Origin of the sequence: Streptosporangium sp. LJ11 (genome assembly GCF_051918945.1) — a bacterium.
Lineage (GTDB): Bacteria > Actinomycetota > Actinomycetes > Streptosporangiales > Streptosporangiaceae > Streptosporangium.
This window is the reverse complement of record NZ_JBPXMB010000025.1, coordinates 154,795-171,261: the sequence shown is the minus strand read 5'-3', so window position 1 is coordinate 171,261 and position 16,467 is coordinate 154,795. Positions and strand designations below refer to the sequence as shown.

General features: G+C 70.9%; 17 protein-coding genes and 1 pseudogene. 8 read left to right on the top strand and 10 right to left on the bottom strand.

The genetic code is table 11. The features are described 5' to 3' along the window. From ACTOQ3_RS32595 to ACTOQ3_RS32575, 5 genes and pseudogenes are all read right to left on the bottom strand, one after another. The coding region (locus ACTOQ3_RS32595) for a helix-turn-helix domain-containing protein (protein ID WP_440087280.1) at positions 1–437 on the bottom strand (437 nt) is incomplete at its 3' end. Between the two features lie 290 nt (positions 438–727). Continuing rightward, a pseudogene (locus tag ACTOQ3_RS32590) lies at positions 728–853 on the bottom strand (IS607 family transposase); the annotation flags it as partial. 135 nt (positions 854–988) lie between these two features. Continuing rightward, entirely contained in the window at positions 989–1,930 is a 942-nt protein-coding gene (locus ACTOQ3_RS32585; protein WP_440087279.1) for a tetratricopeptide repeat protein, read from the bottom strand. Between the two features lie 46 nt (positions 1,931–1,976). Next, positions 1,977–3,644 carry an acyl-CoA mutase large subunit family protein gene (locus tag ACTOQ3_RS32580; protein WP_440087278.1) on the bottom strand — a complete coding sequence of 556 codons (1,668 nt, stop codon included), beginning with the start codon at positions 3,642–3,644 and terminating at the stop codon, positions 1,977–1,979. A gap of 237 nt (positions 3,645–3,881) precedes the next feature. Continuing rightward, the gene (locus ACTOQ3_RS32575) at positions 3,882–4,415 is read right to left on the bottom strand and encodes a MarR family winged helix-turn-helix transcriptional regulator (protein WP_440087277.1); all 534 of its coding nucleotides are present in this window, start codon (positions 4,413–4,415) and stop codon (positions 3,882–3,884) included. A gap of 291 nt (positions 4,416–4,706) precedes the next feature. On the opposite strand from ACTOQ3_RS32575, the gene ACTOQ3_RS32570 reads away from it, so the two are divergent. Together ACTOQ3_RS32570 and ACTOQ3_RS32565 are read left to right on the top strand one after the other, a co-directional pair. Then, on the top strand, positions 4,707–6,122 hold the full coding sequence (locus tag ACTOQ3_RS32570) for a hypothetical protein (RefSeq protein WP_440087276.1): 1,416 nt from the start codon (positions 4,707–4,709) through the stop codon (positions 6,120–6,122). A 55-nt stretch (positions 6,123–6,177) separates the two neighbouring features. Beyond that, positions 6,178–6,855 (top strand): DUF4230 domain-containing protein, encoded by a 678-nt coding sequence (locus ACTOQ3_RS32565; RefSeq protein WP_440087275.1) that lies wholly within the window; start codon positions 6,178–6,180, stop codon positions 6,853–6,855. Positions 6,856–6,910: 55 nt separating this feature from the next. Here ACTOQ3_RS32565 and meaB read toward each other — a convergent pair whose 3' ends face one another. Both meaB and ACTOQ3_RS32555 read right to left on the bottom strand, forming a co-directional pair. Then, complete coding sequence (gene meaB / locus ACTOQ3_RS32560; protein WP_440087274.1) at positions 6,911–7,855, bottom strand: methylmalonyl Co-A mutase-associated GTPase MeaB; 945 nt, start codon at positions 7,853–7,855, stop codon at positions 6,911–6,913. Then, positions 7,852–9,039 (bottom strand): acetyl-CoA C-acetyltransferase, encoded by a 1,188-nt coding sequence (locus tag ACTOQ3_RS32555; protein ID WP_440087273.1) that lies wholly within the window; start codon positions 9,037–9,039, stop codon positions 7,852–7,854. Before ACTOQ3_RS32555 ends, meaB begins: the two co-directional genes overlap by 4 nt. Positions 9,040–9,122: 83 nt before the next feature. On the opposite strand from ACTOQ3_RS32555, the gene mce reads away from it, so the two are divergent. Continuing rightward, entirely contained in the window at positions 9,123–9,584 is a 462-nt protein-coding gene (gene mce / locus ACTOQ3_RS32550; protein ID WP_440087272.1) for a methylmalonyl-CoA epimerase, read from the top strand. A 157-nt stretch (positions 9,585–9,741) separates the two neighbouring features. Next, on the top strand, positions 9,742–11,025 hold the full coding sequence (locus tag ACTOQ3_RS32545; RefSeq protein WP_440087271.1) for a DivIVA domain-containing protein: 1,284 nt from the start codon (positions 9,742–9,744) through the stop codon (positions 11,023–11,025). A gap of 164 nt (positions 11,026–11,189) precedes the next feature. Here the strand turns inward: ACTOQ3_RS32545 and ACTOQ3_RS32540 are convergent, their stop codons facing one another. The 3 genes from ACTOQ3_RS32540 to ACTOQ3_RS32530 all read right to left on the bottom strand — a co-directional run bounded on the left by ACTOQ3_RS32540 (position 11,190) and on the right by ACTOQ3_RS32530 (position 13,240). Further along, complete coding sequence (locus ACTOQ3_RS32540; protein WP_440087270.1) at positions 11,190–11,981, bottom strand: alpha/beta fold hydrolase; 792 nt, start codon at positions 11,979–11,981, stop codon at positions 11,190–11,192. A gap of 148 nt (positions 11,982–12,129) precedes the next feature. Continuing rightward, positions 12,130–12,843 carry an alpha/beta hydrolase gene (locus ACTOQ3_RS32535; protein WP_440087269.1) on the bottom strand — a complete coding sequence of 238 codons (714 nt, stop codon included), beginning with the start codon at positions 12,841–12,843 and terminating at the stop codon, positions 12,130–12,132. Between the two features lie 76 nt (positions 12,844–12,919). Continuing rightward, positions 12,920–13,240 carry an ATP/GTP-binding protein gene (locus ACTOQ3_RS32530; RefSeq protein WP_440071814.1) on the bottom strand — a complete coding sequence of 107 codons (321 nt, stop codon included), beginning with the start codon at positions 13,238–13,240 and terminating at the stop codon, positions 12,920–12,922. 287 nt (positions 13,241–13,527) lie between these two features. Between ACTOQ3_RS32530 and ACTOQ3_RS32525 the strand changes: the two genes are divergently transcribed. From ACTOQ3_RS32525 to ACTOQ3_RS32510, 4 genes are read left to right on the top strand one after another with little or no spacing between them, the layout of a single operon-like run. Further along, the gene (locus ACTOQ3_RS32525) at positions 13,528–13,968 is read left to right on the top strand and encodes a hypothetical protein (RefSeq protein WP_440087267.1); all 441 of its coding nucleotides are present in this window, start codon (positions 13,528–13,530) and stop codon (positions 13,966–13,968) included. Between the two features lie 2 nt (positions 13,969–13,970). Continuing rightward, a complete protein-coding gene (locus tag ACTOQ3_RS32520) occupies positions 13,971–14,411 on the top strand; it encodes a winged helix-turn-helix domain-containing protein (RefSeq protein ID WP_440087266.1) in 441 nt (146 codons plus the stop codon). Continuing rightward, positions 14,408–15,286 carry an ABC transporter ATP-binding protein gene (locus ACTOQ3_RS32515; protein ID WP_440087265.1) on the top strand — a complete coding sequence of 293 codons (879 nt, stop codon included), beginning with the start codon at positions 14,408–14,410 and terminating at the stop codon, positions 15,284–15,286. The genes ACTOQ3_RS32520 and ACTOQ3_RS32515 overlap by 4 nt, the downstream gene beginning before the upstream one ends. Next, positions 15,283–16,437 carry an ABC transporter permease gene (locus ACTOQ3_RS32510; RefSeq protein ID WP_440087264.1) on the top strand — a complete coding sequence of 385 codons (1,155 nt, stop codon included), beginning with the start codon at positions 15,283–15,285 and terminating at the stop codon, positions 16,435–16,437. The genes ACTOQ3_RS32515 and ACTOQ3_RS32510 overlap by 4 nt, the downstream gene beginning before the upstream one ends. The last annotated feature ends 30 nt before the right edge of the window (positions 16,438–16,467 follow it).

Here is a 16,467-nt window from a genome sequence, read left to right as displayed (position 1 = left end):
TCGGCCTCCACCCGGATCGCTCCGGTGGTGAACCGGCACGAGGAAACGGCGCGGTGCTTGGACTTGAACCGGGGAAACCCGATCTTCGGCCCCTTACGGGTGCTGTTGCGGGAGGCCGACCAGTTCCTCAACGCCCGTACCACCCCGTCCAAGCCGCTGTTGTACGCCTCTTTGGAGTTGTCGGCCCACCACGGGGCGATGACCTCTTTGGAGGCGTTCCAGGCGCGGCGCAGGCCATACAGCGACCACGGCACCTCGGTCAGCATCTCATCGGCGATGTCGTAGGACTGCTCGGCCGCACGCTGATCCATCGCGGCCTTGATGCGGGCCAGGCCCCAGTTGAAGGCGAACCGGGACGCGCCGCAGTGGGAGGCGAGCAGGCGCGCCTGCTCGGGGGTGGGGTCCAGGGCGTAGCGGTAGGCCTGGTGGACCCGCATTAACCCTCCCCGTCACGGTACGTCGTTGACCGTTAACGTAACGTAGGAGTCATGATCAATGACTACCCGATCGGCGAAGAGACAGACGCCCGCCTCGGTAGCGCATGAAGCCGTAGAGGGAGCCGGTGGTCTTGTCAGCCGTGGCGGTGTCGGTGGCGTCGATCTGGATCTCGTAGCCGCCCGCGACCGCCGAGGTGGGGTCGGTGGAGGCGGGCAGGTCGACGAAGACGCCTCCGCCGAAGAGACGCAGGCCTACCCCATGGTGGTTGCGTCGTGCGAGGCGACGGGATCGACGTCTGGGCCAGGATCAGCCGTCCGACCTTACAGGCGGGCACGGGCCAGGCGCCTTCCCGATACCACCGGTAAGCGGTGATCGGGTGGACACCCTGTGCCTTAACCCACTCTTTCAAGATCACTCACGTGTACTGATACCTGCTCCACCACCAACTGCTTCCAACCCCATGTCGCCTGGCTGTCACCCGGCCCTCGATCCGGACCGTGAGCCGGGTGCCCGGACCGCCGATCGCCCGGAACGCCGCTCGGAACAGGGCTCAGAACAGGGCGCTGGCCAGGTTCCTGCGGGCCCTGCCGATGGAGGGGTCGTCACCGGGGAGCGTGTCGAACAGTCCGAGCAGGTGCACCCTGGCCGTGTCGCGGTCGGCGCCCGAGGTGCGGCGCACCACGTCGACGAGCCGGTCGAAGGCCTTGTCCACCTCGCCGGAGAGCATCTCGAAGTCGGCGGCCAGGAGCTGGGCCTCGATGTCGGCGGGGTCGGCCAGGCGGCTCTGCAGGCCGGCCGGGTCGACGTCCTGGGTACGGCGGATCAGGCCGAGGCCGGCCAGGCCCAGCTTGGCGTCCTGGTCGTTCGGCGAGCGGGCCAGCAGCCGCTCGTACGCGGCCACCGCGCCGTCGAGGTCACCGGCGTCGATGGCCTGCTCGGCGGCGAGCACGTCCGGGTCGACCGGGGGTTCCTGCGGCTGCTGCTCCTCCGCCCCGTTCGCGGCCTCCTCACCGGGGGGCGGGAGGTACTGGGCCAGTGCCTCCATCAGCTGCGACAGCCAGTCGCGCAGCTGCGGCTCGGTGGCGATGCCCGGGACGACGGCCACCGGCTGCCCCTGGAAGATCGCGTACAGGGCGGGCACGTTCTGCACCCGGAGCGCCTGCGCGATCTGCGGGCTGAGCTCGACGTCGACCCTGGCCAGGACCCACCGGCCGGTGTTCTCCGCGGCCAGTTTCTCCAGAAGCTGGCTGTACTGCTTGGCCTGCTCGGCACGGGTGACGGTGAGCTCCAGCAGCACGAGGCCGTTCATGGAGCGTTCGACGACCTCGGTCGCGAAGTTGGCGTCGTCGATGTCGATGACCGGCGCCGGAACACCGCCGGTTTCCTGCGCGGTGGTCTCCCGCCGCGCCTGTGCCTCGAGTGCCTGCTTGCGGGCGCCGAGATCGACGGCGCCGTAGAGCGATCCGGGTCGAGTGAAGTCCGCTGGGCTCATGACTCCAATCCTGCCGTATCCCGGTCGATGCCCCGACGCGCCACCGCTAGAAGCGGGCCGGTTCGGTGTAGACGCCCCATTCGTCGCGCAGCGCGTCGCAGATCTCGCCCAGCGTGGCCTCGGCCCTGGCCGCGTCGAGCATGGCGGGGATCATGTTGCCCTCACCCTTGGCGACCTGCACCATCGTGGCCAGGGCTGCGTCCGCGGCCGCCTGGTCGCGGGTGGCGCGGCGCTCGGCCAGGACGCGGTTCTGCTCGCGCTCGACCTCATGACTGACCCGGAGGATCTCCAGCGGCTCGTCGATGGAGGCCGTGTGGCAGTTCACCCCGACGATCCTCTTCTCGCCCTTCTCCAGCTTTCGCTGGTAGTCGAAGGCCGCCTCGGCGATCTCGGACATGAACCAGCCGTCCTCGATGCCGCGCAGGATGCCCGAGGTCATCGTGCCGTCCGAGCCCATCTCCCTGATCCTCGTGAAGATCGCCTCGGCCTCGGCCTCCAGCCGGTCGGTCAGCGCCTCCACGTACCAGGAGCCGCCGAGCGGGTCGGCGACGTTGACGATCTCGGTCTCCTCCATGAGCACCTGCTGGGTGCGCAGCGCGATCTCCGCCGCCTTCTCGGAGGGCAGCGCGAGGACCTCGTCGAGCGCGTTGGTGTGCAGCGAGTTGGTGCCGCCGAGCACCGCCGCGAGCGCCTCGACCGCGGTGCGCACCACGTTGTTGTACGGCTGCTGCGCGGTCAGCGACACACCGGCCGTCTGGGTGTGGAAGCGCAGCCACTGGGCCTTGTCGGTCTTCGCGCCGTAGACGTCGCGCAGCCACCGCGCCCAGATCCGCCGGGCGGCCCTGAACTTCGCGATCTCCTCGAAGAAGTCGATGTGCGCGTCGAAGAAGAAGGACAGGCCCGGGGCGAAGACGTCGACGTCCAGGCCGCGCGACAGGCCCAGTTCCACGTAGCCGAACCCGTCGGCCAGGGTGAAGGCCAGCTCCTGGGCGGCCGTGGACCCGGCCTCGCGGATGTGGTAGCCGGACACGCTGAGCGGCTTGTACGCGGGGATCTCGGTGGCGCAGAACTCCATCAGGTCGCCGATCAGCCGCAGGTGCGGTTCGGGGGCGAACAGCCACTCCTTCTGCGCGATGTACTCCTTGAAGATGTCGGTCTGCAGGGTCCCGTTGAGCTTCCCGAGGGGCACCCCCTGCCGTTCGGCGGCGACGACGTACATGCAGAAGATCGGGACGGCCGGGCCGCTGATCGTCATCGAGGTGGTGGTGTCGCCGAGCGGGATGCCGTCGAAGAGCAGGTCCATGTCCAGCGCGGAGTCGATCGCCACGCCGCAGTGGCCGACCTCGCCGAGCGAGCGCGGGTCGTCGGAGTCGCGGCCCATCAGCGTCGGCATGTCGAAGGCCACGCTCAGCCCGCCGCCGCCCGCGCCGAGGATCATCTTGTAGCGCTCGTTGGTCTGCCTGGCGTTGCCGAACCCGGCGAACTGCCTGATGGTCCACGCCTTGCCCCGGTAGCCGGTGGGGTGCAGACCGCGCGTGAACGGGTACTCGCCGGGCCAGCCGATGCGCTCCATGCGCGGATCGCCGCCCTCGGGCCCGTAGACCGGCTCCACGTCGATCCCGGAGAGGGTGCGGAACTCCGCCTCGCGCTTGCGCGCCCCGTCGAACCGCGCCTGCCAGCGAGCCCGTCCCGCCTCGATCCGCTCAGCGTCCATGGCCAACTCCCTTGTACGGCATGTGGCTTCTTATCCGGCTTGTGGCCTCATGCAGATACTAGGACGTCCTATTAATTCTTGGCCAGGCGTACGGCCGCGCGCTGCGGGGGACCGCTGCCGGAGACGTGAGGCGGCGCCGGGGACTGGACCGAGGAGAGCGGGGTCGCGAGGAACGAGCGGCCTCGTTCGACGAGGGAAGGAGCCGGGTAAGAGCGGCCTCACCGCGACGCGTCGCCTTCAGTACTGGAAGTCGCCGGCGGCCACGCGGAGGGTTCTGAACAGGTCGAACATCTGGTCCAGCTTCGTCTCGTCGTACATGGGCAGGGCGAAGTCGGCGTCCATCAGGTCGGCGGTCGCCCGGCGGACGGTCTCGCGGCCCCGGTCGGTGATCTCGGCGAGCACGCCCCGGCCGTCGCGGGGGTTGGGCATGCGCCGCACCAGACCGGCACGTTCCAGGCGGCTCACGGTGTTGGTCACGCTCGTGGGGTGGACCATCAGGCGCTCGCCGATCTTGGAGAGCGGCAGCGCCCCCGTCCTGCTGAAGGTCAGCAGCACCAGCGCCTCGTACCGGGCGAAGGTCAAGTCATGCGGTTTGAGCAGCGTGTCCAGTTGCGACAGCAGGATCTGGTGCGCTCTCATGATCGATGTGACGGCGGCCATGGCCGAGGAGGGCCCGAAGTGAACGCGCCATGTCTCCGCGGCACGTTCGATGGGGTCAAACGGGAGATTCAGCTGACCTGTAACCACAGGGCTACGGTAGCGCGGCCTCATCCCGGTTCGCCCATATACGTAGAGTCACCGGACTGATGGCTTCACCAAGAACCCGGACGCCAAACGTCACGCTCCGTTATGGTTCCCACATCGAATGGTGAGGCCGTGGCCAAGTGGCCACGATGACTCAGTCCGGCCTGCGGGGGACGCGAGCCGGACCGGTGCCGAGGGGACCGGCGTCCGCACATTCACGGCACGGGGGGTGCTTGATGAACGACAACTTGACGGCGTTCGAACGCCGGACGGACTTCGGCTACACCGACACGGCGTGGGTTCTCACCACGCCGGCCGGTGCGTGAGCACAGGGGCGTTTCACGCGAGGAACTCCAGCAGAGCGGGCTGATGGCCGTCGCCATCCTGCTCGTGCTCGGGGTGGTCGCGGCGTGGAGCGTCCTGGTTCCCGGTGTCAGCGCGTGGGAGAACATCGTCGTCGCGGTGATCGGCTCGCTCCGGCTGACCGGCCCGGTGGCGGCCGCGTTCGCCGCCTGGGTGGCGGTGCGCAGGCGGCGCGGGACACGCGGGCGGTCGATGACGCCGTGGCAGGCGGTGCGGGCGCCACTCGCGATCCTGGTGGTGTCGGGGGGCGCGTTCACCGCCACCGTCGTGGTCCTGGCGGTCAGAACCATGATCACGGAGCAGGCCGGGCGGCTGCTGCCCAGCGGCCTGGTGATGGGCGCGGCCGGACTGGCGCTGTACGTCGTCATCGGCTGGGTGGTCGGCTGGCTGCTGCCGTGGACGATCACCCCGGTCCTGGCCGGGCTCGGCTGCTACAGCCTGTTCACCTGGCTGTGCCAGGGGCCGGCCTGGGGCGACCGGCTCGCCCCCGCGACGCGGGAGCCGTACGACCCGTTCCAGGGGCTGAACGCGGCGGCGTTCACCGACCAGACGCTCTGGCTGGTGGGGATCAGCTCGGCGCTGCTGCTCGGCTGGGCGGCGGTCGTGACGCGCCAGGCCCTGGTGCTGGCCGCCGCGCTGATCGCGGTGCTGGCCGCGGGGACCGGCATGGCCCGGCTGTTCACCGAGCAACAGCCGGTCTCGGCCCAGCAGGTCGTCTACAGCTGCCAGGAATGGCCGATCATGGTCTGCGTGCACCCGGGGATGCGCGCCGGCCTGCCCGAGCTGAGCGCGGAGTTCATCAAGATCGCGTCCCGGCTGGCGGGGACGCCCGGGGAGTTCTCCCGGGTGGAGCAGCACCCACGGCGCGACACCACCCCGGTCGCCGCGGGCGTGATCGCGATCCACGTCGACGACCTGGCGGCCGGGTTCGCCGAGAAGGCGGCCGACGAGTTCGTCGACGGCCTGGCCGCCCGGTGCGACGCCACCCCCGCGGCGGGCTACCGCGACATCGTGGCCGCGTGGCTGCGCGGCGAGCCTCTGCCCGGCGGACCGCTCCCGGAACACCGCTACGCCGCGGCGTGGTTCTCCGGCCTCACGGACGTCCAGCGGCGCGACTGGCTCCGGCTCTACTACGCCGACTTCACCGGCTGCCGGCTACAAAGCACTCACTTCGGGGGCCAGGCAGGGCAGACCTCTCAGACAGGGCAGACCGGGCAGGGGGCGGGGGGCGCCTCGACCGGCCCCGAACCCCGGCCCGGCACCGGCCACCAGGCACCCGGCGGACCCCCGTCCCCGGGAGCGAGCACCCTGGACGGCCCCTGGCGCGTCCCCTTCGCCGAAGGCGGCGCGCTCCCGTCGCCACGGGGATAGGAAGATCGGCATAGGCTCCGCGTGAGAAGGTCATCGTCCGGGGAAGGAGAGCGCTGTGAAAGCCTCCCAAGAAGCTCCGCCCGCGGCGCCCCAGGCGGCCCGACGCGGGCGCGGCTGGCGTTTCCTCGCCGGGCTGCTCGTCGTCGTCGTCCTTCTCGTCGTGGGCGCCCGCCTCACCTGGTCGTGGCTGAACCCGTTCGGCGAGGAGACGGTCGATCGCAGCCAGCCGGTGCTGCTGGAGTCCATCCACAACCTCAGCCGCTTCGAGGCCGCCACCGGCAACTTCCAGGTCGTGGTCGACCTGGAGAAGGACGCGGCCTTCCTGCCCGACGCGGTCAAGGGCAGCCGGACGCTCTTCGTCGGAGCCGGCGGCGTCGACGCCTACGTCGACTTCGGCGGCATCGCCGGCAACGCCCTGACGGTCTCCCCCGACCGTACCGAGGTCACGGTGAAGCTGCCCCGCGCCCAGCTGGAGAAGCCGAATCTCGACAACAAGCGCTCGTACGTCTACGCCCAGCAACGCGGTCTCTTCGACCGGGTCGAGGACCTGCTGTCCTCCTCCCCCGCCGACCAGCGGGAGCTCTACATGCTGGCCGAGAGGAAGATCGCCGAGGCCGCCCAGGCCAGCGACCTGCGCAACCGGGCCGACCAGAACACCAAGATCATGCTTGAGGGCCTGCTGAAGGGTCTCGGCTTCGAGAAGGTCACCGTCAAGTTCGCCGACGAGACCTGAGCCCCGGTGTCCGAGCCCCGGCACACGGGTTCGGACACCGGAACGCGGACCTCGCTCAGCCCGCGGCGGCCAGGAGCTCGTCCGCCGCGGTGTAGGGGTCGAGTCCCGCGTCCAGGACGCGGGTGGCGAGGGCGTCGAGGCGCCGGTCGCCGTGCAGGTGGGCGAAGCGGGAGCGCAGGGTGGTGAGGGCGATCGCCTCGATCTCGTCCCTCGCCCTGGCGTGGCGGCGGCGGACGAGCTCGCCCGACGCCTCCAGATAGGCCAGGTGGTCGTCAAGGGCGCCGACCACCTCCTCGCCCCCCTCGCCCCGGTAGGCCACGGTCTGCACGATCGGCGGCCTCCAGGGCCGCTCGACCAGGGCGATCATGTTGCGGAGCTCGCGGACGGTTGCCTGGGCGCCCTCGCGATCGGCCTTGTTCACCACGAACACGTCGGCGATCTCCAGGATGCCCGCCTTGGCCGCCTGGATGCCGTCGCCCATCCCGGGGGCGAGCAGCACGACGGTGGTGTCGGCCATCGAGGCGATGTCCACCTCCGCCTGGCCGACCCCGACGGTCTCGACGAGGATGACCTCGCAGCCGGCCGCCTCCAGGACGCGCAACGCCTGGGGCGTGGCCCACGACAGCCCTCCCAGGTGCCCCCGGCTCGCCATCGACCTGATGAACACGTCCGGGTCGGTGGCGTGGTCCTGCATCCGGACCCGGTCGCCCAGCAGCGCGCCGCCGGTGAACGGCGAGGACGGGTCGACGGCGAGCACGCCGACCCTCAAGTCCCGCTTGCGGAACGCGTGGACCAGCATGCCGGTCGAGGTGGACTTGCCGACGCCGGGAGAGCCGGTGAGCCCGATGATCCGGGCCCGGTGCGGCCGGTCCGCGCAGAGCAGCCCGGTGATCTCCCGCAGTCGCGGGGAGCCGTTCTCGACCATGGAGATCAGCCGGGCCACGGCCCGCGGCCTTCCCTCCCTGGCCATCGCGACCAGGTCGGAGACCTCCGCGGTCATGCCGAGGGGACGCGGATGATCAGGGCGTCGCCCTGCCCGCCACCACCGCAGAGACCGGCCGCGCCGAGACCGCCGCCCCTGCGCCTGAGCTCGTGGGCGAGGGTGAGCACGATGCGGGCGCCTGAGGCGCCGATCGGGTGGCCGACGGCGATGCCGCCGCCGTTGACGTTGATCCTGTCGAGGGAGACGCCGAGCTCCTTGGCCGACTGGAGGACGACCTGCGCGAAGGCCTCGTTGATCTCCAGCAGGTCGAGGTCGCCGACCGAGAGTCCCTGCTTGCCGAGGGCGTGCTTGATCGCGTTGGCGGGCTGCGACTGGAGCGAGTTGTCGGGCCCGGCGACGTTGCCGTGGGCGCCGATCTCGGCCAGCCAGTCGAGGCCGAGCTCCTCGGCCTTGGCCCTGGACATCACGACCACCGCGCAGGCGCCGTCGGAGATCTGCGAGGCCGACCCGGCGGTGATCGTGCCGTCCTTGGCGAACGCGGGCCGCAGCCGCGACAGGATCTCGACGGTGGTGTCCCCGCGCACACCCTCGTCGGCGGAGAAGACCACCGGCTCGCCCTTGCGCTGCGGGATGGCCACCGGCACGATCTCGTCGTCGAGCGTCCCGTTCTTGATCGCGGCCGCGGCGAGCTCGTGGGAGCGGGCGGAGTACGCGTCCTGCTCCTCGCGGGTGAGGCCGAGGCGCGCGTTGTGCCGCTCGGTGGACTCGCCCATGGCCACCTGGTCGTAGGCGTCGGTGAGGCCGTCGAAGGCCATCGAGTCGACGATGCCGGCGGAGCCGTACTTCACGCCCCTGCGCAGGCCGGGCAGCAGGTGCGGGGCGTTCGACATGGACTCCATGCCGCCCGCGACCACGATGTCGAACTCGCCGGCGCGGATGAGCTGGTCGGCCAGGGCGATGGCGTCCAGGCCGGAGAGGCAGACCTTGTTGATCGTCAGGGACGGCACGGTCATCGGGACGCCCGCCTTGACGGCGGCCTGGCGGGAGGGGATCTGACCGGCGCCCGCCTGGAGCACCTGCCCCATGATCACGTACTGCACCGCCTCGGGGGCGACGCCGGAACGCTCCAGCGCGGCCTTGATGGCGATGCCGCCGAGTTCGGCGGCCGACAGGCCGGACAGCGAGCCGAGCAGTCTTCCGATGGGCGTACGAGCTCCGGCGACGATGACGGAACCAGACATAAGTGGAGCCTCCCTGGCGGGCTTGGGGCGACTTTGCCACCATACCCATGAGTACATCAGCGATCGCCATGGAGGATGTCCCTATGTTCATGCGCATCGATCATGTGGGAATCGCCTGCCACGACCTTGAGGAGAAGATCGCTTTGTTCGAGCGGATCTTCGAGCTCACGGTGGTGGCCCGCGAGGTGAACACCGAGCAGGGAGTGAAGGAGGCCATGCTGCACATCGCCGACGGCGAGGGCGGTGGATCTTATATCCAGCTCCTCGAACCGCTCGGCCCCGACACGCCGGTCGGCAAATTTCTCGCGAAGCGCGGGGAAGGTGTTCATCATGTCGCCTTCGGCGTCCCGGACGTCGTGCAGGCCCTGGAGAAGATCGGCGACAGGGGTGTCCGCCTCCTCGACAAGCAGCCGCGCCACGGATCCCTGGGCTCCTCGATCGCTTTTCTTCACCCCAAAGACGTCGGGGGAATGCTCACCGAACTCGTGCAGGCCGCGGAAAGGCAAGCCGAGGTCACGCCGAATGCAAGAAACGCTGATACGTAACAAGTCACGCATAAAGCCGGACGAGACCGCCAACTCGGCACCGGCGGAGTACGCTGGCGTACCACCGGACGTGGATCCCGCCCCGGCTCCCGCTTCGGATGCCTGAAACCCCCGTCCGGCCCGTGTAGCCGTCTCGACAACCCAGGATCGAGCCTCCATGCAGTCCGACATCGACGCCCAGCTCAACAACTTCTTTGAAGACGCCCCCGCTCGGGAATTCGACGTGGTGCTCCGTGGCTATGACCGGCACCAGGTCCACGACCACCTGAAGCAGCTCGACAGCGAGCTCCGGCAGTCCCGGGAGCAGGTTCAGGGCCTGCAGCGGGATCTGTCCGACTCCCAGCGCCAGCTTCAGGAGCAGGAGCGCCCGACCTACTCGGGGCTCGGCGCCCGCATCGAGCAACTGCTCCGCCTGGCGGAGGAGCAGGCGACCGAGCTGGTCCAGGCGGCCAGGTCCGAGGCGAACGAGATCAAGGCGGCGTCCAAGGTCGAGGCCGCCGACCTGCGCGCCGCCGCCGAGAACGAGGCGGCCGAGAAGCGCGCCCTCGCCACCCGCGAGGTCGACGAGATGCGCACCAGCGCGGAGCGCGAGGCCGAGGAGATCCGCTCGACGGCCCGCCGCGAGGCCGACGAGCTGACCGCCACCACCGAGCGCGAGGTCTCCAAGCTGCGCGCCACCGCCGACCACGAGGTGGCCGAGAAGCGCGCCGACTCCGAGCGTGAGATCGCCAAGCTGCGCACCACCACCGAGCGCGAGGTGGCCCAGCTGCGCGCCTCGACCAAGCGCGAGCGCGACGAGGTCCTCACCACCGCCAAGCGCCAGGCCGACGAGATGCGCGCCCAGGCCCAGCGGGTGCTCGAGGAGTCCGAGGCCAAGCGGGCCCAGGACGAGGCGGAGTTCGAGATCCAGCTCGCCGCCAGGCGCGAGGAGGCCGAGCGCCAGGAGGCCGAGCGCCACGCCAACGCGCAGGCCGCGGCCCAGCAGCTGACGGCCACCGCCGAGCAGCGGGCGGCCACCGCCGAGCAGCGGGCCACCAAGGCCACGCAGCAGGCCGAGCAGACCCGCCGCGAGGCCGACACGCACGCCAAGCAGCTGCTGGCCAACGCGCGCAAGAACGCCGACCAGGTCGTCTCCGAGGCCAAGGCGAGCGCCGAGTCCATCGTCTCCGAGGCGAAGGCCGAGTCCGAGCGCAGCCGCTCGGTCGCCCAGCGCCAGGTCGACGAGCTGACCCGTCAGCGCGACAGCATCACCAGCCACCTCGCGCAGCTGCGCCAGCTGCTCGGTGGCGCGCCGCTCCCGGCCGCCGAGCCGGAGCCCGCGATCGCCGCGGCACCGCCGAAGCCGGCCATCCCCGCCGCCGCCAACGGCGCCGAGAAGCCGGTTCCCGCGCCCGCCAGGGCCGAGACGAAGGACGACGACGCGGAGTGGTGGCAGGAATAGGCGGCCGCTGACTCCGGGGCGTTGGCGACGGCTACCAGAGAGCCTGGCGACCTTCACGGTCGCCGGGCTCTTCCTGTCTCACCGCCGCCCCGCCAGGCCGTCCATGCCTGTGACGCCGCCACGGCGCGGCGATCGCGCCGCTCATCCGCGAGGTGGCGATCCCCTCATCCGCGAGGTGACGACCCCCCGGCGAGCCCGGCGACGAAGCCGGACACCGCCCGGTTGAACGCCTCGGGCTGCTCGACCGCGCTGAGGTGACCGGCCTTCTCGATCACGGCGAGCCGCCCGTCGGGCACGGCCTCGACCATCGCCTCCGCCTCGGCGAGCGGGGCGATCTCGTCCTCCTCACCCACGATCACCAGAACGGGCGTCTTGAGCGCCCGCAGCGTGTCGAAGGAGTCGGGGCGGCCCGCCATGGCCCGCTGCGCCCAGGCGACGGCCGTCGGCGGGGCCGACTGGACCAGCCCGCGCACCCGGCCGAACACCATCGCCCTGCGCCGCACGGTGGTCTGCCCGACCAGCCCGGGAAGCACCTCCCGCAGCAGGACGGACGTGCCCTCCTCCAGCACCGCGGCGGCGATCCGCTCGCGGTTGGACCTGGCGGCCTCCGGGTCGGCCCCCGCCTTGGTGCCGGCGAGGATCACCCCCAGCAGCCGGTCGGGGTGGCGGCGGCACAGGGCCATCGTCACGTAGCCGCCCATGGACAGCCCGCCGACGACCGCGCGGTCCACGCCCTCGCGGTCCAGCAGGCGTACGACGTCGTCGGCCATCACGTCGAGGGAGGGCTCGTCCTCGCCCAGCACCGAGCCGCCGAAACCGCGCAGGTCGGGGGTGATGACCTTGCAGACCGTGGACAGCCCCTCCCGCTGGGCCAGCCACATGGCCGACGAGAGGGGGAACGCGTGAAGGAGGACGACCGGAAGCCCCTCTCCCGCCGACCGTGTGTACAGCTGCACGCCGTCCACCGTATTCCCGGGGTCCCCTCCTGGCACCCCCGGTTCCACAACCGTTTATGACGTTGTGGTAACTCCGCCGTCAACGAACGGGACCCGCCCGGCGATACGGCGACGAAGATCCCGTGAGAGGTCCGAACCGGACAGGCTCCTAGGCGTCCGGGACCTCGGTGGGCAGGGGGTGGGCGGCCGGATTCACCCGCAGGACGATCCGGTCGAGGACGATGCGCACGTACGGCTCGCCGACCCACAGGTGCTTGGCGTCGTCGACACCGACGACCTCGGCCTGGGGCACCCTGGCGAAGCGCTCGCGGGCCTGCTCGGGACGCAGGTAGTCGTCGAACTCCGGGATCATCGCGGTCAGCGGCCGGCCGAACTCCGCCCACGCGTCGAGGTCGGCGTCGGTGGCCCGGTGCAGCGGCGGGGAGAGCAGGATCGCGCCCTCCACCAGCGGGTCGCGGCCCCACTTGAGCGCCAGCTCGGTGCCGAAGGACCAGCCGAGCAGCCAGACCCGGGGCAGGTCGTGGAAGTCGGCGTACTCCAGGGCGGCGGCGACGTCGAGGTGCTCGTCCTCGCCCCCGCCGAAGGCGCCCTGGGAGGTGCCCCGCTCCGAGGTGGTGCCGCGCGTGTTGAAGCGCAGCACGGCCAGGTCGGCGAGGGCGGGCAGCCGGTTGGCCGCCTTCTTGTAGACGTGGCTGTCCATCATGCCGCCGTGGGTGGGCAGCGGGTGCAGGCAGACCAGCGTGGCCACCGGGGGCCGGTCGGCGGGAAGGGCCAGCTCGCCGACGAGCGTCAGGCCGTCGCCGGTGTGCAGCTCGATCGGCTCCCTGCGCGCGGGCAGCACCGTAGAGGCCCGAATCTCCATGTCTCTCCTCGAATCCGCTTCGGCCGGCCGACGTCAGCGCCGGTCGTGGCCAGTCGTGCCGGTCGTGGCCGGCCGGTCAGTATCTGCTTCGGCCGGGACCGCGCCTGACCCGGTTGCGCCAGCACGCGGTGTGCCAGTGCCTGCGCTCGTCCTCCCCGCCCTGCCAGGCGGGCCAGCTGACCAGGTGCGGCAGGCCTGGCCTGATCTCCTGGTCGCAGCCGGGGCAGCGGTAGACCTTGTCCGCCGCGCCGCCGGTGACCCGGCGCACCTGCCAGTCGCCGTCGGGCCACTCCTCGGTACGGTCGAGGCCGGGCACGAAGCCGCCGACGGGACGGGAGTGTCCCCGGTTGCCGCCTCGGTCGAAGGGGTCGGCGCGGCGGGCCTTGCGGGGGCTCACGGCAGGTCTCGGATGCTCCGGACCCACGCGGCGCCGAGGTCGTCCGTCCCGGTCCCATCGGGTGTCCCGGTCACCTCGACCGCCTCAAAAGTGCTCGTCATCGCTCTCCCACCCTGCCCGCCAGGTCCGCCCCACATGGCGGACCGCCCTTTCCGGCATCGCAACAGTCTCCCAGAGAGGTACCGACTACCCCAAAAGCCGGTCGGGTGACCGAGGAGCAGACAGAAAGTACTTGAATCAGAGTTGAGTAGTAATTACCATTTGAGGATGTGAGCGGAGGAGGAGACGTGAAGGACGAGATGACACCGGAGGAGGCCCTGCGGCGGATCGCCGAGGTCGACCGGCGGACCAGGCGGCCGGCGCGCGTCGTCGGCCTGCTCTACGCGGTCGTCGGTCTGGGCACGATCGTCTACTGGCCCGTCATGTTCCTCGGCCCCGCCTGGTCGCGGGTCACGGCCGGGGTGGCGTGGATCGTGCTGACCGTCCTGTTCGTCGGATACCTCGGCGGCATGAGGGTCCAGGACCCGGAGGTCACCTGGGCCAACAGGTCGAACGGCCCCGTGACGATCTCGTACGTCGTCCTGGTCGTGATCGTGTTCGTGTTCGGCGCGTTCCTCCGTCCCGACGACCCGGGCGTCGGCTGGAGCGCGGCGCTGATCGCGCTGTCGCTCTGCGCGAGCGTCCCGCCCCTCTACGCGGCGTGGCGCGTGCTGCCGGCGGGGCGGTGAGCGTGGCGAACGGCACGAACGGCGACGCGAACGGCACGGAGGGGGCGGGCCGTACGCGTCGTACGGGCGGCGGCGCGGGCCGGGCGACGCGCGACGCGGGGAGCACGGGGGGTGGCACGGGAAGCACCGGGGGTGGCACGGGCTCGCACCCCCGGCACGACCTCGACGACGTCATCCACGCACCCGTCCGGCTGTCGATCATGGCCGCCCTCTCGGCCACCGACAAGGCCGAGTTCCGTTTCCTGCGCGACACGATCGAGGTCAGCGACTCGCTGCTCTCCAAGCACGTCATCACCCTGGAGGAGGCCGGCTACGTGCACGTGGAGAAGGCCTTCGTGGGTAAGCGTCCACGCACCTGGCTGGCCATGACCGACGAGGGCCGCCGGGCGTTCCATGACTACGTCTCCGTGTTGAGGCGCCTCACCGAGGGATCCCCCCAATGATCGAGTTAGACGACCTGCACAAACGGTACGGCGACAAGGTCGCCCTGGACGGTGTGACGTTCTCCGTGAAACCGGGCGAGATGTTCGGCTTCGTCGGAGCGAACGGCGCGGGCAAGACCACCACGATGCGCATCCTGATGGGCGTGCTGACCGCCGACTCCGGCTCGGTGCGCCGCGACGGCAAGGCCCTGACGTTCGACGACCGGCGCCGGTTCGGCTACATGCCGGAGGAGCGCGGCCTCTACCAGAAGATGAGGGTCGCCGAGCAGGTCGAGTACTTCGGCAGGCTCAGTGGACTGACCCCGAGCGGGGCCAGGAAGGCCACCGCCGACCTGCTCGAACGGCTCTCGCTCACCGAGCGCGCCAACGACGCGGTGGACGCGCTCTCCCTGGGCAACCAGCAGCGCGTGCAGCTCGCGGTGGCGCTGGTGCACGATCCCGAGGCGCTCATCCTGGACGAGCCCTTCTCCGGGCTGGACCCGCTCGCCGTCGACGCGCTGGCCGAGGTGCTCGCCGAGCGCCGCGCCGCGGGCGTGCCGGTGCTCTTCTCCAGCCACCAGCTGGACCTCGTCGAGCGGCTCTGCGACTCGGTCGGCATCATCTCCGCGGGCCGCGTGGTGGCCAGCGGCACGGTCGAGGAGCTGCGCGACCGGGAGGGGCGCGGCCGGCTCAGGGTGGTCGTCAGGGACGCCTCCCCCGGATGGGCCGCCTCCCTGCCGGGAGAGGTCACCGAGAAGGGCGACGAGGTCCTCGTCGCGGGCGTCGACGGCGACGGCCAGGAGATCCTGCGCCTCGCGGTCAAGGCCGGAAGGGTCGAGCACTTCGGCTGGCAGCGCCCCACGCTCACCGAGATCTTCAGGGAGGCCGTCGCGTGAACGGGTTGTGGCTGGTCGCGCGGCGGGAGATCGTCACGCGCGGCCGTACGAAGGCGTTCGTCATCGGGCTCGTGGTCAGCGCCCTCCTGGTCGCGGCGCTGGCGTTCCTGCCCAAGCTCTTCTCCGGGCCCGACTCCTACACCGTGGGACTCGCCGGAGCGCAGGCGCAGGCGCTGGAACCGGCCCTGACCGGCGCGGCGAAGGACGTGAAGATCACCATCAGGAAGTTCCCCGACGAGGGGGCCGCGGTCAGCGCGATCAGCCTCGACGAGGTGGACGCCGCCGTGGTGGACCGCCGCAGGGTGCTCGCCGACGGCGAGGTGGACGGCGAGCTCGGCCTGCTGCTGGAGACCGCGAACCAGACCACCCAGACCCAGCGGCAGCTGTCCGAGGCGGGCCTCGATCCGGCCAAGGTGGCCGCCGCCATGCGGGTCGCCCCCCTGGAGCAGGTCTCCATCGGCGCCGACGCCCGCTACGCGGGGGTGCGGGTGGGCATCGCGTCCCTGCTGGTCATGGTGCTGTTCTTCCTGCTCATCTACTCCTCCATGTACGTCGCGATGGGCGTGGTCGAGGAGAAGGGCAGCCGGATCGTGGAGATCCTGCTCACCTCGGTCCGCCCCTGGCAGCTGCTCGGCGGCAAGATCGTGGGGCTGGGCGCGCTCGCGCTGGCCAACATGGTCGTGATCATCGTGGCCGGTCTCGGCGCGGCGGCGGCGACCGGCCTCGCGGCCGACCTGCCCCCGGGCATGACGGGCATCGTGGTCAGCGCGCTGTTCTGGTTCATCCTCGGGTACGCCTTCTTCGCCGCGATGGCGGCGGCGCTCGGGTCGCTGGTGTCCAGGCAGGAGGACGCGAACAGCGTCCTGACCCCGATGACGATGCTCATGATGATCACCTACCTGGTCGCCTACTTCGCGGCGGTCCAGCCGGGCAGCCCGGTGGCCAGGATCCTGTCGCTGGTGCCGCCGTTCTCCTCGATGGTCATGCCGGTCAGGATGGCCGGGGGCGAGGTGTACACCTGGGAGATCCTCGTGGCGGCGGTCCTGATGCTGCTGGCGACGGTGGGCACCCTGATGCTCGGCGCCCGCATCTACAGCCGCGCGGTCCTGCGTACCGGCGCCCGCGTGAAGCTCTCCGAGGCGATGCGCTGACCCTGCGGCCCTTCCTCTCGACGGGCGTGA

Bases quoted from the DNA above. Each gene is read 5' to 3' on its own strand.
- ACTOQ3_RS32585 (WP_440087279.1), bottom strand. From the start codon at position 1,930: ATGAGCCCAGCGGACTTCACTCGACCCGGATCGCTCTACGGCGCCGTC.
- ACTOQ3_RS32580 (WP_440087278.1), bottom strand. From the start codon at position 3,644: ATGGACGCTGAGCGGATCGAGGCGGGACGGGCTCGCTGGCAGGCGCGG.
- ACTOQ3_RS32575 (WP_440087277.1), bottom strand. From the start codon at position 4,415: ATGAGGCCGCGCTACCGTAGCCCTGTGGTTACAGGTCAGCTGAATCTC.
- meaB (WP_440087274.1), bottom strand. From the start codon at position 7,855: ATGACCGCGGAGGTCTCCGACCTGGTCGCGATGGCCAGGGAGGGAAGG.
- ACTOQ3_RS32555 (WP_440087273.1), bottom strand. From the start codon at position 9,039: ATGTCTGGTTCCGTCATCGTCGCCGGAGCTCGTACGCCCATCGGAAGA.
- mce (WP_440087272.1), top strand. From the start codon at position 9,123: ATGTTCATGCGCATCGATCATGTGGGAATCGCCTGCCACGACCTTGAG.
- ACTOQ3_RS32545 (WP_440087271.1), top strand. From the start codon at position 9,742: ATGCAGTCCGACATCGACGCCCAGCTCAACAACTTCTTTGAAGACGCC.
- ACTOQ3_RS32535 (WP_440087269.1), bottom strand. From the start codon at position 12,843: ATGGAGATTCGGGCCTCTACGGTGCTGCCCGCGCGCAGGGAGCCGATC.
- ACTOQ3_RS32515 (WP_440087265.1), top strand. From the start codon at position 14,408: ATGATCGAGTTAGACGACCTGCACAAACGGTACGGCGACAAGGTCGCC.